Annotated in this window: 14 protein-coding genes; 3 read left to right on the forward strand and 11 right to left on the reverse strand. The window is 69.8% G+C overall.

The window, feature by feature from the left end; genetic code table 11:
- Window positions 1–631: 631 nt before the first annotated feature.
- The 3 genes from E3T37_RS13280 to E3T37_RS13290 all read right to left on the reverse strand — a co-directional run bounded on the left by E3T37_RS13280 (window position 632) and on the right by E3T37_RS13290 (window position 2,724).
- Window positions 632–961 carry a peptidase gene (locus tag E3T37_RS13280; RefSeq protein ID WP_134367554.1) on the reverse strand — a complete coding sequence of 110 codons (330 nt, stop codon included), beginning with the start codon at window positions 959–961 and terminating at the stop codon, window positions 632–634.
- Entirely contained in the window at window positions 958–2,148 is a 1,191-nt protein-coding gene (locus E3T37_RS13285) for an inorganic phosphate transporter (protein WP_134367556.1), read from the reverse strand. Before E3T37_RS13285 ends, E3T37_RS13280 begins: the two co-directional genes overlap by 4 nt.
- A gap of 84 nt (window positions 2,149–2,232) precedes the next feature.
- Complete coding sequence (locus E3T37_RS13290; protein ID WP_134367558.1) at window positions 2,233–2,724, reverse strand: 8-oxo-dGTP diphosphatase; 492 nt, start codon at window positions 2,722–2,724, stop codon at window positions 2,233–2,235.
- 25 nt (window positions 2,725–2,749) lie between these two features.
- Between E3T37_RS13290 and E3T37_RS13295 the strand changes: the two genes are divergently transcribed.
- Window positions 2,750–3,004 carry a mycoredoxin gene (locus E3T37_RS13295; RefSeq protein WP_134367559.1) on the forward strand — a complete coding sequence of 85 codons (255 nt, stop codon included), beginning with the start codon at window positions 2,750–2,752 and terminating at the stop codon, window positions 3,002–3,004.
- Between the two features lie 89 nt (window positions 3,005–3,093).
- Here the strand turns inward: E3T37_RS13295 and E3T37_RS13300 are convergent, their stop codons facing one another.
- The 4 genes from E3T37_RS13300 to E3T37_RS13315 all read right to left on the reverse strand — a co-directional run bounded on the left by E3T37_RS13300 (window position 3,094) and on the right by E3T37_RS13315 (window position 8,856).
- Complete coding sequence (locus E3T37_RS13300; RefSeq protein ID WP_134367561.1) at window positions 3,094–4,122, reverse strand: 6-phosphofructokinase; 1,029 nt, start codon at window positions 4,120–4,122, stop codon at window positions 3,094–3,096.
- 108 nt (window positions 4,123–4,230) lie between these two features.
- Entirely contained in the window at window positions 4,231–6,411 is a 2,181-nt protein-coding gene (locus E3T37_RS13305; protein ID WP_134367563.1) for a DEAD/DEAH box helicase, read from the reverse strand.
- Window positions 6,412–6,646: 235 nt separating this feature from the next.
- Entirely contained in the window at window positions 6,647–6,979 is a 333-nt protein-coding gene (locus tag E3T37_RS13310; protein ID WP_134367565.1) for a DUF6804 family protein, read from the reverse strand.
- Window positions 6,979–8,856 (reverse strand): DUF2207 domain-containing protein, encoded by a 1,878-nt coding sequence (locus tag E3T37_RS13315; RefSeq protein ID WP_134367567.1) that lies wholly within the window; start codon window positions 8,854–8,856, stop codon window positions 6,979–6,981. Before E3T37_RS13315 ends, E3T37_RS13310 begins: the two co-directional genes overlap by 1 nt.
- A gap of 85 nt (window positions 8,857–8,941) precedes the next feature.
- Between E3T37_RS13315 and E3T37_RS13320 the strand changes: the two genes are divergently transcribed.
- Window positions 8,942–9,217, forward strand: coding sequence for a metal-sensitive transcriptional regulator (locus E3T37_RS13320; RefSeq protein WP_134367569.1), 276 nt, complete (start codon window positions 8,942–8,944; stop codon window positions 9,215–9,217).
- Between the two features lie 34 nt (window positions 9,218–9,251).
- On the opposite strand, the gene E3T37_RS13325 is transcribed toward E3T37_RS13320, so the two are convergent.
- Window positions 9,252–9,812, reverse strand: coding sequence for a GDSL-type esterase/lipase family protein (locus E3T37_RS13325; RefSeq protein WP_241976008.1), 561 nt, complete (start codon window positions 9,810–9,812; stop codon window positions 9,252–9,254).
- A 69-nt stretch (window positions 9,813–9,881) separates the two neighbouring features.
- A complete protein-coding gene (locus tag E3T37_RS13330; RefSeq protein ID WP_134367573.1) occupies window positions 9,882–11,438 on the reverse strand; it encodes an SDR family oxidoreductase in 1,557 nt (518 codons plus the stop codon).
- Between the two features lie 134 nt (window positions 11,439–11,572).
- Between E3T37_RS13330 and E3T37_RS13335 the strand changes: the two genes are divergently transcribed.
- Entirely contained in the window at window positions 11,573–12,478 is a 906-nt protein-coding gene (locus tag E3T37_RS13335; protein WP_134367575.1) for a hypothetical protein, read from the forward strand.
- A gap of 33 nt (window positions 12,479–12,511) precedes the next feature.
- Here E3T37_RS13335 and E3T37_RS13340 read toward each other — a convergent pair whose 3' ends face one another.
- Entirely contained in the window at window positions 12,512–13,225 is a 714-nt protein-coding gene (locus E3T37_RS13340; RefSeq protein ID WP_134367577.1) for a nucleoside/nucleotide kinase family protein, read from the reverse strand.
- A gap of 28 nt (window positions 13,226–13,253) precedes the next feature.
- Entirely contained in the window at window positions 13,254–13,985 is a 732-nt protein-coding gene (locus E3T37_RS13345; protein ID WP_134367578.1) for an SGNH/GDSL hydrolase family protein, read from the reverse strand.
- Window positions 13,986–14,770 lie beyond the last annotated feature (785 nt).

The following is a 14,770-nucleotide window of genomic DNA, read 5'->3' on the forward strand; positions in this document are numbered from 1 at the left end:
GTGCTCCGGTGCGCGTGCAGCGCCGCTACGCGCGTGGCACACCACCCGCGAAGGGGCGCACCTCCCGCGCGCGTCCAGAGTGCCCGTTCCGGTCGAGAGTGACCGGCACAGTAGGCACTCTCGACCGGAACGGGCACTCTCACACGGCAGCGAGTGTCCACCGCTCGAGCTCAGACGGATGCGACGGGCTCCGGTCCGGCTCGCGGCTCACGGCTCACGTTCCCGCTCGCGGCGCAGGCTCCACCGTGAGCCCCGAGCCCCGGGGTGCGCCGCGAGCAGCACACCGGGGTCGCGGCGGCATCCGTTGCCACGAAACCGGTCCACGGATGCCGAGAGCCGTCCTCCGGCCAGGACCCGAGAGTCACCCTTCGGCCGGTCGGCGCCGGCACCCACGCGCGTGCTGCGCCGCTTCGCGCGCGGCGTGCCACCAGCGAAGGGGCGCAGCTACCGCGCAGCTCCCGCACGACGGTGCGCAGCTACCGCGCCAGGCCCCGTGCGCGACAGTGCCCGTTCCGGTCGAGAGTGACCGGCAGAACGGGCACTCTCGACCGGAACGGGCACTGGGGCGGGGACAGCCCAGCGCGGGGCGGAGCGCGGCAGCGAGGCGGAGCGCGGCAGCGAGGCGGAGCGGCTAGCCGTGCAGGGCGGGCACGATCAGGTAGACGCCGAAGATGACCGCCCCGGCGCACAGGACGAAACAGGCGTAGGCGCCCAGCACGGCGGCCTTCTTCTGGCCTCGGGTCAGCGGGGTGGCGGCGGCCTTACGCGCGCGCTTGGCCTCCTTCGCGGCCCGCTTGGGGGTGAGCACCGTGATGGCGCCGGTGAACTCGGCCGGTTCGACGACCGGAACGCGTCCGGCGGTGGTGAGCAGCCGCAGGCCGAGCGAGTAGAGACTCACCACGACCGCGGACGAGACGAGGGACGCGAACGCCACGACGAAGAATGCGGCCCAATCGATCACAGCGCGACCTTCTTCCGGTCCGTGCGGGAGACTTTGCGGGGGGTCTTCCGGATTTTCACGACGCGCCCGGCGTCGTCGATGTCGTGCAGGTTGTCGTGTGTGACCCGGGTGGCGCGGGACCGGCGGAACAGCAGGGCGACGAGGAGGGAACCGAGGACCAGGTCGAGGACGATGCCAATCGGGCCCAGCAGAGCCAGCCCGGCCGCGAATGCGCCCATAATGGCCGAGGCCGGCAGGGTGAGCACCCAGCCGAGCACGATCTGCCCGGCCATACCCCAGCGCACGGTCGAGCCGCGTCGGCCCATGCCGGACCCGATGACGGACCCGGAGGCGACCTGCGTGGTGGAGAGGGCGAAACCGAGGTGGCTGGACGCGAGGATGGTCGCGGCGGTGCTGGTCTCCGCCGCGAAGCCCTGGGCCGGCTTGATCGCGGTGAGACCGCGACCCATGGTGAGAATGATGCGCCAGCCGCCGCTGTACGTGCCGATCGCGATCGCGACGGCGCAGGCGATGATGACCCACGGCTGCGGGCCGGTGCCCACGTCCTGCATCCCGCTGGCGATCAGGGTGAGGGTGATGACGCCCATGGTCTTCTGGGCGTCGTTGGTGCCGTGAGCCAGGGCCACCAAGGAGGAGGAGAAGATCTGGGCGTAACGGAAGCCGCCGCGGCCATCCGCTTTGCCGCTGTCACGGCGGGTGATGAAGTAGGCCAGCCTGGTGGCCAGGAACGCCACGACACCGACCGTCAGCGGGGCGATCAGGGCGGGCAGGATGACCTTGGCGAGCACGACGTCGTAGGCCACGGCCTGGGAGCCGATGCCGATGATGGTGGCGCCGATCAGGCCGCCGAACAGGGCGTGGCTCGAACTGGACGGCAGACCGCGCAGCCAGGTGAGCAGGTTCCAGACGATGGCGCCGATCAGGCCGGCGAAGATGATCTCCGGGGTGATCTGGACGCCGCCGTCACCTTCCTTGATGATGCCGCCGGAGATCGTTTTGGCGACCTCCGTGGACAGGAACGCGCCGACCAGATTGAGGATGGCCGCCAATCCCACGGCGACCCTGGGCCGCATGGCGCCGGTTGCGATGGGGGTGGCCATGGCGTTCGCGGTGTCATGGAAACCGTTGGTGAAGTCGAAAATCAGGGCCAGCGCAATGACGAGCGCGACAATCAGGGTGAAATCCACCGGCGTCTTTCTCTGGGTGTACGACAGCCGGGGTTATCTCAAGCTGCAAAGCAGGAACAATCCTGACACTCGGGGGCAGGCGGGTCAATTCAAAGCGCAAACCAGGCCCTGGTCCACCACCGTCGCGAGGTCTGCCCCGAAGGTGAAGGTGGCCCGCACCGGAATTCCGGCGAGCACGCCCGGCAGCCAGTGCCGGGCGTCGTCCCACATCTCGTCAACGGGCAGGGCCGCCACATCGAACCACTCCGGGTTCAGCTCGTCCGACTCACGCGGGGTCCCCGTCCACTCCGTGCAGACGAACACGCTCGACTCCTGGCTCCAGGCCTCCCGGTGCGGGAACAGGTAGGTCAGCAGACCCATCGGGGTGAGCACGGATGCCGTCACGACCAGGCCGGACTCCTCCTCGATCTCCCGGACCATCGCCTGCACGGCCGTCTCCCCCGGCTCGAGCTTGCCGCCGAGGCCGACGATGTTGCCAAGGCCCAGACCCTTCTTCTTGCGGCCGAGCAGCACCTGCAGGTCTCCCGCCGGGGTGCGACGGGTGAGATAGCAGACGCACACCTGGGGAAGGGACATGATTCCATCGTATTAGGCTGCTGAGATGAACTTCGTGCCCGCATCCGGAACCATCACCATGTTCACCACGACCTGGTGCGGCTATTGCTCGCGCCTGAAGTCGCAGCTCGACAAGGTGGGCATCGGCTACACCGAGGTCAACGTGGAGGAGGTCGAGGGCACCTCGGAACTCGTGATGAGCCTGAACAACGGCAACCGCACCGTGCCGACCATCCTCTTCCCCGACGGGTCGAGCGCCACGAACCCGTCGCTGGCCCAGGTGCAGGCCAAACTCGCCTGACGTCCGGCATTCGCTGAATCCCTGACCACGCCTTAACGAGCTGAGGGGCCCCGGATCAGATCCGGGGCCCCGCAGCTCGTGGTGCGGGTTTAGCCGAACAACACAGCGGCCTCGTCGTACCGCGCCTGCGGCACGGTCTTCAGGCCGATGGTCGCGTCGGCGATGCTGACGATCTCGATGTCGGTGCCGCGCAGCGATACCATGGAACCCCACTGGCCGGCGAAGACGGCGTCGACCGCGGCCATGCCGAGGCGGGTCGCGAGCACGCGGTCGTAAGCCGACGGGGCCCCGCCGCGCTGGGTGTGGCCGAGCACGGTGGCGCGGGACTCGATGCCCGTGCGCTCCTCGATCATCGGGGCGATCATTTCGCTGATGCCGCCGAGGCGCGGACGGTCGAACGCGTCCAGGCCCTTGGTCGAGAGCGCTTGTTCCATTCCGGCGAGCTTGAAGCCCTCGGAGACGACCAGCACGGGTGCACGACCGCGGTCACGCACGTGCAGCACCCACTCGCAGATCTGCTCGATGGTCTGCGGCTGCTCCGGGGTCAGGATGGCGTGCGCGCCGCCGGCCATGCCGGAGTGCAGTGCGATCCAGCCCACGTGGCGGCCCATCACCTCGACGATCATGCACCGGCCGTGCGACTCGGCGGTGGTGCGCAGCCGGTCGATGGCCTCAGTGGCGATTTCGACCGCCGTGTTGAACCCGAACGAATAATCGGTGGCCTCGAGGTCGTTGTCGATCGTCTTGGGGACGCCGACGATCTTGATGCCGGCATCCGTCAGACGACGCGCGGCGGTAAGGGTTCCCTCGCCACCGATCGCGATGATCGCGTCGATGCCCTCCGCGTCCATCGTCTTCTGGATATTAACGGGACCGCCGCGTTCACCCTCGAAGGGGTTCGTCCGGGAGCTGCCCAGGATCGTTCCGCCCTGCCGGGAGAGACCACGCACGCTGTGGCGGTCCAGGGTCATAAAGTCGCCCTCTACAAGGCCTTTCCAGCCGTTGCGTATGCCAACGAATTCGGCGTCGAGGACGCGGACTCCCTTGAGTACGGAACCGCGGATAACGGCGTTGAGTCCGGGGCAGTCTCCACCGCTGGTGAGGATACCTATTTTCATTTGTGGTTACTCCTTGTTGCGAGCGATCATGTTCGGCGCCTTCACCGCCTCCTCATGATGGACCCGAGGTGGGCCCGGTTTCAAATCAACGCCGGTGAGGGGCGCTTCCTACAGCTCCCCGTCGAGCGCCTGGGTGAGCAGGTAGATCAGTGCGCTGGCCTGCACGGAGTCAGCGGAAGAGATTTCTTCCTCGGCGCCGTCGAGGGCTCGGGCGGCGAGGCCCTGCTTGCTCCCGATCAGCTCGGCAATGCGCGCGTCGATCGTGTGCGCGGCGATGATCCGCCAGGCCGTGACCGGCTCGTCCTGGCCGATCCGGTGCACCCGGTCGATGGCCTGGGTCTGTTCCGCCGCGGTCCAGCTGAGCTCGGCGAGCACGACGTGGGATGCGGCCTGCAGGTTGACGCCGACGCCGGCGGCGGACAGGGAGCAGACCACGACGGCCACCCCCGGGTCGTCGTTGAAGGCGTCGATGGCCGCCTGGCGAGCCAGGGCGGTCTGGTCCCCGCGCAGGGACACCGTGCGCAGGCCGCGCCGAGCGAAGATGTCTTCCGCGGCATCCATCACATCGATGTGCTTGGCGAAGAACACGACCTTGCCGACCGAGTGTGCCAGCTGCACGGCGTAGTCCGCCGCGAGGGCGGCCTTGGCCTGGCCGATCTTGCGCACCATGGTGAAGACGTTCTCCCCCGTGCTCTGCCCCTTCGATTCCTCGAGTTCGGCGTGCGCGACGGCGCGGACGAAAGCGGCCCTCTGCTCGCCGTCGAGCACCGGCGGCGTCTGGCCCGGGTGGCGGGCGGCCACGAGCGAGTGGTACCGGGTGACCAGGCGGGCGGCGAGCTCGCGTTCGGCCTGGCGGATGGAGCGCCCGAGGTCGTCGTCCAGCTCGACCGGCAGGTCGGCGATGCGCTTGGCCGGCAGGTCGGCGGCGACATCGACCTTGCGGCGGCGCACGATGCCCATGTCGATCACGGCCGCGCGCGCCGCGGAGTAGAAGCCGGAATCCGCCGGGGTCAGCCCGATGGCTTCGAGCCTGGCCATCAGCTTGGCGGTGGGCTTGTCGCCGTCGATCCAGCCCAGGAACTGCCAGATCGCACGGAAATCGTCGACGTCGTTGATCAGCGGCGTACCGGTCAGGGCCATCAGCAGCGGGTTCCCTCCCGGGGTGCGGCGGCGGATCTGCTCGGCCAGGGCCAGCACGTGCTTGGACCGCTGGGACTGGAGGTTCTTGATGAAGTGCGCCTCGTCGACGACCATGCCTTTGAACCCGAGGGTACCGAGCCAGGTGCGGTGCCGGTCGAGAACGTCGTAGTTGACGATGACCACGTCGGCGAACGCGTCGAGGGTGTCGCCGTCACCGTGGATGACGGTGGCCCGGCGGTTCGGCGTCCACAGTTCCACCTCACGGACCCAGTTCATCTTGACGACGTTGGGGACGATGGCGAGCAGCGGGTATGACCCGCTGACGGATGCCGCGAGCAGGCTCTGCGCCGTCTTGCCGAGTCCCGGCTCGTCGGCGAGCAGGTAGCTGCGGTGGCCGAGGCGCGCGCTTTCGACGAACCGGGCCTGGTGACGCATCAGCTCCATGCCGCGAGGCGAAAGCCGGTCGACGCGGGGCGCCTCGGGCAGGTCCATGCTGGCGGCCTGGCCGCCGGAGCCGTACTCGAAGGATTTGAACAGCGAGCCGATCAGCTCCCAGTTGGCGAGACGGCGGCCGGAGACGACCGGCGGAGCCTGCGCGGCACTGAAATCGGGCGCGAGGAACGGGTTGGCCAGCTGCCGGGCCTTGACCGACTGCGGGATGACCTGGTTGACCGGCATCTCGGGCTTGGCTTCGGGCTCCCGGGTGATGATGAGCTCGTCCGGGGACAGCTCGGCGCCGGATTCGATCAGCCAGTCGCGGCGGAACCGCTGCGCGACCGTGGACACCCCCGCGTCGGGTTCGAGCAGGGTGATCAGGCTGGTGTCGCGTGCCGCGGTCTTCGCCAGGATCTGCGCGATCCCGTCGAGGCGCTTGAGGAGTTCGGCGCGGTTGGCGTCGGTGAGTTCCTTGTCGCCCTTGACCCGGGCGCGCTCCTCGCGCATGAGCAGCGCGATGACCTGGTACTTGGTGCGGTTGGTCGGGCCGAGCTTCGCGCCGGTCTGCGCCTTCGCCTCGACCTCGCGCACCTTGCGGGCGAGGATCGGGATGATGGGGGCGTCATCGTCACGGGAACGGGGTCGCTGCCGCTGGCGACCTCCGGCGGCGGCACGGGTATTCGAACCGGCGGCCTGGTGGCGGGTGTATGCCATTCTTCTCCAACTTCACAGCAGCACGGCAAAGAGAACCGTGCTCGACGTGGTGCGGCATCCGTGGATACCGGTGCGATCGATACGCCGAGGCCTGATCAAGCATCGTGTCACCGACATTAGTGGCACCGAGATTCGTGCGCCCGCATTCTCGATGTGGCAGCCGGTCAGTGTGGCAGCACGGTCGAGGCGGTCAGCGGGCTTTCGCGGCGTGGGGCCAGTCTACGCCCGCGGGTCCCTACTGATGCACCGGCACCTTGGTTCTGACGCCGACGATGATGAAGACCAGGGCGGCGATGAACTGGGCGGACACCCAGCCCTGGCCGTGCAGCTCGATCACGACGATCGGGTTCCACAGCATGGCGATCGGCACGAGCGCGATCAGCCACAGGTACGCCTTCGACTGGACGGCGAAGACGCAGATGATCAGCGCGAGGATGCTCACCGCGTACCGGATGATGATGTAGCTTTCCGAGTCCAGCAGGGCCAGCCCGCCGAGCAGGATGACGGCGCCGAGCAGGCCGGGCGCGAGCGCGGAACGACTGAATGTGGGTTCGACCGGGGTGCCCATCAGACTCCTCCTCCTCCGCCACCGCCGCCGCCCCCGCCGACCGAGCCTCCCCCGCCCGAACCGGAACTGGAGGAACTCGAGGCGCTCCCCGACCAGGATGCCGAGGTGGAGCTGGAGAACGAGTTCAGGCCGGCGGCGAACCAGACCGGACTGAACGGGGCGGAGCCAGCGTACCAGTCCGGCTCCAAGCCGCTCCGGGCGTAGTAGTCGCCGAGCACCTGCGACCACGCGGTCTCCTGGCCGAAGAGAACCGCGAAGGGCAGCAGCCGCTCGTAGAGCTTGAGCACCTGCAGCGGATCGGCCGGGTCGAGCGCGGCATCCCGGACGACGTCCGGGCCGAGAACGGATGCCGCATCCGGCCGGTAGGGCGACCGCAGCGCTCCCTCGGGGCTCTGCAGCACCCGCAGCCGTTCGGTCTCGGCGACGCCGATGTACAGCCGCACGCCCGCCAGGTAGTCGCGGAGTTCGGCGCCGGCCGGGGTGAGCGGCCGCACGCTGGCGGCGAGCGCGATGGTCGCGATGGAGACCAGCGCCCCGAAAATCAGGATCACGGCCGGCCAGGCCCCGCCGACCTCGGTCACGAGGCCACCGATGCTGCCAGCGACGCAGATGACCCCGGTCAACAGGGCGCCGGTGAGCAGCCAGCCGCGGAGCCGGCCGCCCTTCTTCTCCCGCAGCCCGTCCGTCAGCACCTGCTGTCTGACGGCCTGGAGCTGCTTCGTCAGGCCCTTGCCCAGCACGGTGTCCTTCGATTTGAGGTCCCGGCGCGTGCCCTCGTGCAGCCCCGGGAACAGCAGCCGGAGCACCGCTTTCTCGGCCGGGTCGAGCCCCTGCGCGTGCCGCAGCTCGAGCAGGTAGTGCTTCTTGCCCGTTCCTTCGAGCACCCGCAGATTCCCGCGCACGGCGAAGCTGAGGAACTGGGCCGTAATCGCCTTCGCCGACGCTCGGGCCACGTCGCCGCATTGAAGCAGGTTCACGCCCTTCGGCGGCAGGTACTCCGCGATGATGGTGGGCCGCCCCGGCGCGGAACGCCACCGGGTGGCCCGGGCGACGGCCGCCACCGCCGCCAGGACCAGACCGAGCAGCAGCGCGCCGAGGCCGATGCCGGGGAACGGGTTCGCCGTGAACGACTGGTCGCGGGGCACGAACGTGCCGGGCTCGAAAGCGACCGACACGGTGAGCCCCTGGTAGGGGCCGAGGCTGCCGGCGGAGGCGTCGATCACCGTGGCGCCGTCGACGCTGGTCTCGGTCAGGTCCGCGCAGGGCTCGCCGGAGTCGACGCCGCCCTGGTAGCACGCCGACTGGCCGGTCAAGCGGGGTGCCAGGTCCGGGGCCACCGTGAGGGTCGCCGAAACGTCGCCGAAGGGTTGCGTCCAGCCGGTGCCGTTGGCCTTCCAGTAGAACTCCGGGGCCGCGGCATCCGTCGGCAAAAGCGTGACGTCGACCTGCCGGTACTCGATCACGTAGGTGTTCGCGCCGTGCACGTAGTCCTCGGCCGCGATGGTCACCTCGAGGAACTGGTCACCGTCGACGTCGGTGGTCTCGGTCTCGGTCGCCCGCGGGCGCCCGTTCTCGTCGGTCACACTGACCAGGGTCAGGTCGGTCGGATGCCCGTCGTAGTGGGTGGGGATGGCCCGGCGGATGCCCCGGTTCTGGTCGGACTCCGGGAAGCGGGCGACGATCGTCTCGGTGGTGGTCAGCGCGGAGTGGCCGTCGCCGGTGAGCCCGAGCCGGAAATCGGCGTGCCACGAGTCGAACGTGAAGTCCGAGGTGTCGGTGGCCACGATGGCGGGCGCGGCAGCCGCCGGAGCGGCGAGGCCGCCCAGGGTGAGGCCGCCGAGCGCGGCAATGAGCAGGAAACGGACCGATCGGCGCATGCGCCCACTCTACTCAGCGGCCCCGCATCCGCGACGGCACAAACATACCCCTCCGGGGTATGCCCCATCACGGTACTCTGAACGCATGATCAAAGACATCAAACGGCGTGCCCTGCACCGTGCCCGCATCCTGGAGGGACAGATGCGCGGCCTCGAGAAGATGATCGAGAACGAGGAGTACTGCATCGACATCCTCACCCAGTCCCTCTCGATTCAGAAGTCTCTGGGCTCGCTTAACAAACTCATCGTCGACAACCACCTGCAGACCCACGTCACGCAGATGTTCGAAGCCGGCGGCGAGGAGCGGGACACGGCCATCGCGGAGCTGCTCAAGGTGTTCGAACTCAACAACAACAGGTGACGCCCGTCCGCGCCGGTGCTGCCACCCGGTACCGTCACACGTGCGAGATCGGGATCGCCGTGCTCGACGGCGGCCGTTCGAAGATCGCCTCGAGCGCCGCCTGCAGTTCACTGGCCCAGGCCGCGTAGCCGTCGGCGTTGAGGTGGAGGCGATCGTCGGAGAAGCTGACGTCGATCTCCCCGTCGGGCTGGGCCAGCCGGGGCCAGAGGTCCAGGAAGGCCGCGTGCTGAGTCGGCACGAACTGGCGCAGATGGCGGTTGATCGAGCGGAGGGTGTTTGCGAAGTCGCGTTCCCGCGGCGGGACCGAGACGACCAGGAGGCGCGCGCCCGGCAACCCCTTGCGCAGCGCGCAGATCACCGTCTCCAGGTTGCGCACGATGTACTCGTCTGACCGGCGCCAGCCCAAGTCGTTCGTTCCCGCCCCGACCACGACCGCATCCGGCTCAAGCTCGATGACCGCGTCGACGCCGGCCACGACCTCGTCGGTGGTGTACCCGCTGACGCCGAAATTGCGCACCTCATACTCGGGGAGCCACTCCGCCCACTGGCCGCTCGCGGTCAGTGCGCCTCCCATGAACACCACAGATCCCGACATGGCTGCCTCCCTCGCACCCCTTCCATCATGCATCCGCCGGGCCGAGGCGGCCAGCCCCTGCGGGTGATATCAGGGTTCGACGGGCAGCGCGGCAACGGATGCCGGGTCCGCCCTGCTCCGGGCATCCGTCTGGACGGCGTCGGTCGTGACGGCTTGCGCCGCTTCCCCGAGCGCGGCAGCGGTGATGCGGTTGGCCATCCCGCTGAACACCACGCCGTGGAACGGGAGAACGGAGAACCAGTACAGGCGTCCGCCCAGGCCGCGCGGGAAGAAGACCGCTCGCTGCCGGTAGATCGAGCCGCCGTCCGGTGCCGGCTCGGCGGTCATCTCCAGCCACGCCCGACCGGGAACCCGCATCTCGGCCCGCAGGCGCAGAAACCTGCCTCGGTCGATTTGTTCGACCCGCCAGAAGTCGAGCACGTCCCCGGTGTGCAGGTGGTCGGGGTTGCGGCGGCCGCGGCGGAGGCCCACGCCGCCGACGATCTTGTCCATCCAGCCGCGCACCGCCCAGGCCAGTGGGAAGGAATACCAGCCGTTGTCGCCGCCGATGCTCTCGATCACACGCCACAGGTCGGCCGGCTTCGCGTCGGTGTGCTTTTCTCGCAGGTCGGTGTAGACGAGGTGTCCGGCCCAGTCCGGGTCGCTCGGCAGCGGGTTGCTGGACGCGCCCTCGATCGACGCGTTGCGCCAGCTGGTCTCGACGTCACCGTCGCGCATGCGTCCGAGGGCAAGCCGAACGGCCGTGCGGTAGGGAGTGAGGCCATCCTTCGGTCGCGGAATGTACTCATCGATGTCGCGCTCGTGGACGACGCAGTCGTTCTGCAGCGACGCGATGATGGGCACGGCCAGGCTGCGCGGGATGGGGGTGACCAGGTTCACCCACTGCGAGGCCAGCCACGGAGTGAAGACGGGGAGCGAGGCGATCGGGCGCTGGCGCAGGCCGGCCTCGAGGGCGTAGCCGTTCATCATCTGGCCGTAGCGGAGAACGTCGGGGCCGCCGATGTCGAACGTGCGGTTGACGTCCGCCGGCAGGTCCACCGAGGAGACGAGGTAGTAGAGGACGTCGCGCACGGCGATCGGCTGGATCTTGTTGCGCACCCATTGCGGTGCGGGCATATACGGCAGCACGTCGGTGAGGTGGCGGATCATTTCGAACGAGGTCGAGCCGGAGCCGATCACTACGCCGGCCTGCAGCGCAGCCGTGGGCACACCGGATTCCAGCAGAATACGGCCGACCTCGGCGCGCGAGCGCAGGTGCTGGGAAAGCTCGGCGGTGTCGGGGTGCAGCCCGCCGAGGTAGATGATGCGGGACACGCCGGCCTCGGCGGCGGCGGTCGCCACATTCCGGGCCGCCGTGCGCTCGGTGCGCTCGAAATCGCCGCGCGTGCCCATGGAGTGCACGAGGTAGTAGAGCACGTCGCTGCCGGCGCACGCGGCCCGCATCGAGTCCAGGTCCCCGAGGTCACCCTCGACCACCTCCACCTGCCCCGCCCAGGGCACGTCCTTGAGCTTCTGCGGCGAGCGCACGAGAACTCGCACCTCGAACCCGGATTCCAGCAGCATGGGAACCAGACGGCCACCGATGTATCCGGTGGCGCCGGTGACGAGAATGCGACGAGGCTTCATCCCGCCAGCCTAGGTGCCTCTACGGCCCGGGAGCCGGGGATTCGGGAGATTCGGAGGCGCCTCCCACGGAGCGCCTGCGGACCCGGCTGTGGATGATTCGCGCGCCGGCTGCGGGAGTGGAGCATCATCGCCGGATGACACTTCGACTAGACCCGCGCTACCCCGTCGTCTGGCGCTCGCCCGACACCATCCAGGTCGGAATCGACCGGCCCCTCGTCGTGCTCTCCGCCGTGGCCGACGGACTCGAACGGGTGATCTCCGCCCTCTTCGTGGGTATCCCCCACTCGGGGGCGCTCATGCTCGGCCGGAAGGGCGGGGCCTCCGACGAGGACATCCTGGCGCTGCTCCACGCCCTGGCCCCGGTGCTGCTGGTCACGGGGGAGAGCCGTCCGGCAGACGAGATCGCAGGGGAATCCGTGCCGGGGTCTGTTCCCGGGTCCGCGCCGGCCCGGGAGCCGGCTCCCCCGGCGATTGTTCCGGGCCCGGTCTTCGTGGGCGGGAACGGCCCGACCGCCGAGCGAATCAAGAGGCTACTCGAGGATCTGGGCTTCCGGGTGACCGAGCGGGCAGACAACGACGGTGCGGCCCTGGCCGTCGAGGTGGCCCACTTCGCGCTCGAACCCGACCGGCACGGACGCTGGCTGCGCCGGGACATCCCGCATCTGCCCGTGGTGTTCAGCGACTGCCAGGTGCGGATCGGGCCGCTGGTCGAACCCGGGACCGGCGCCTGCCTCTCCTGCCTGGAGCTCGCCCACATCGATGCGGACCCGGCCTGGCCCGCCATCGCCTGCCAGCTGCTCACCCGCCGGGCACCGACGGAGACCCCGCGTCAGAGCATCGATGTGTCCACGCGCGTCGCCGGTCTCGTGCACGACCGGCTGGCGTCGGGCCGATCGGTCCTGACCGGCACGTCGCTGGTGATCGACGCGGAGAACAGTCTGTTGCGGCGCCGCGTGCACCAGCCGCATGAGCGGTGCGGCTGCCTCTCCGTGCCGGGAAGCCTGTCCGCCTCGACTGCACTCGGCGCCGACCGGTTGTGACGCGTGCCGGGGTCGGCCTCAGACGAGCCGGCCTCAGCCGAGCCGGATCTCGTGATCGGCGCGGGCCCGGGTGAGCTCGATCAGGCGCGCGTTGGCCTCGTCGGGGCCGAGGGCCCAGGCGCGGGCATCCGTCGCCGACTTGCCGTAGCGCTCGTGCCGGGCGACGAGCCGGGCCAGGTGCAGCGAACGGTCCACTCCCACGAACAGGCTCAGGTTCAGTAGCGGCGCTACCCGCTTCCAGCCGGCCCGGTCGTGCAGCAGATAGTTGCCCTCGACCACCAGGATGCGCCGGTCGGGGTCGATCTGAACCGTGCCGGGGGTCGCCTCCTCGGTCTCCCGGTCGAAGCCGGGCGCCGTGACGGGGCCGTCGGTGGACCGCAGCCGGCGCAGCAGGTGCACGAAGCCGTCGACGTCGAGGGTGTCCGGCGCGCCCATGCGGTCGCGGCGGCCGAGCTCGACCAGCCGGGCCTGCGGCAGGTGGAAGCCGTCCATCGAGACCAGTTGCGCGCGCGACACCGGCGTGTTGAGCCGCGCGACGAGGGCCTCGGCGATCGTCGTCTTGCCGGCCCCGGGGGAACCGGTGATGCCGATGATCGTGCGCGCAGGGCCGTCGGCGCGGGATGCTGCGGCCGGGGAATGCGGGCGCGGGCCGGCATCCGTGGGGGCCGTGACAGCCGTGGCGGTCGTGATAGCCGTGGCGGTCGTGACGACGGCGATGATCTCGTCGAGAGTGCGGAGCAGGGGCATGGTCCCAGTATGAAACCGGGCGCGCCGGTCAGTGGCCGAGGTCGAGGCCCGGCGCCGAATCGAACACGAATTCCGCCCAGAGCCGGTAGCCGAGCGCACTCGGGTGGAAGCCGTCGCTCGCGAAGAACCCGTCGACATAGGGCGGCGGCGTCGGGATCGCCACGACCCGGTCGAGGCCCTGCACCGCGAGGCGGGCGCCGGTGTCCAGGCTGGCCGCGTGCCGGGCGAGAGTGGCGCGCAGCGGTTCGGGCAGCAGGTCGAACCGGTCGAACCGCGGCATCAGCGAGACGAGAACATCCGCGTGCGGGGCCGCCGCGCGCAGGGTGCGCACGATCGACCGCACGTCGCGGGTGAACGCGGAGCGGGACCGCAGGCCGAGCGCGTCGTTCGCGCCGATCGTGAGCAGCGCCAGGTCGAAGGGAACCGCTGCCGCCTCCGCCACGAACCGCTCGCGCACGTCCTTGGCCGTCGCTCCGTTCTCCCCGATCGCACGCCAGCTGGCTCCGCGGCCCCAGCGCACGGCGACCTCGTGCGCGATCCAGCCCGGAAGCGCCTCGTCCTGGGTGAGGGCGCCGACCCCGGCCGCGGTCGAGTCACCGAGCACCAGAATCCGCAGCGGGTCGGGGCCGGGGCGGGACCCGGTCCAGGGCAGGGCTGCGTCGGGTAGCCGCGGGGTGTCGCGCCGAAGCGCCCGTGCCTGGGTCACAAGCAGCGGCGCCAGCGGGACCGCGGCAAGTCGCGTGTACGGAAACGGATTCACGGGTCGAGGTTACCCCGACGCCCCGAGGAGCCGCCCGCGAGGCGGCCTCGCCGGCGCCCGCACCACCACCACCACCACCACCACCACCGTCAGCTACAGCCGCAACCACAGCTGCAGGCAGGCCGGGCTCCCGTGCATAACTCCTGCAATCTGCTCGGCCGGGGTGCGCTGCAGCCCGAATTCACTGGGCGGCGCCCCGGCCCCCTCTGAGAATCTGCAGGAGTTATGCTCAGGCCGCGCGGTCCACACACCTCGTCCCCCACCCCGCGTTCCTCGTTCCTCGTCTCTCGTCCCTCGTCCCTCGTTCGCCACTGATATCCCGTCGGGCGATCGGGCGAGGCCTACCAGGTGCGTAGGTGCCCAGGTGCGTAAGTGCCCAGGTGCGTATGTGCCCAGGTGCCGCGGCGCCCCGATGCCGCGGTGCCGCGGTGCCGCGATGCCCGGAGGCCCAATGACCGACGCCGAGTGTGGCTAATTCAGGAGAAGTCGGCCGGCCGCCGGACCTCGGCGCCGAAGCAGTGCGGCGGAACCTGCGATTCCGCGCGGATCTCCTGAATTAGCCACCGTGGCCTCGGGTGCTGCTGGTGGTGGTGCTAACCAGGTCGAGGGCGAGGCGGGGGTAGAAGCGAGCGGGCAGACCGGTAAGCAACGTCAGGCGCGGCGGACGCGGCCAGGTCAGGCGCGGCGGACTGGGCAGGCAGGTCAGGCGGGCAGGGCGGGCAGGCGCCGCGGACACGGCCAGGTCAGGCGCGGCGGACTGGGCAGGCAGGTCAGGCGCCGCGGGC

The sequence above is a fragment of the Cryobacterium sp. TMT2-10 genome (assembly GCF_004403075.1).
Lineage (GTDB): Bacteria > Actinomycetota > Actinomycetes > Actinomycetales > Microbacteriaceae > Cryobacterium > Cryobacterium shii.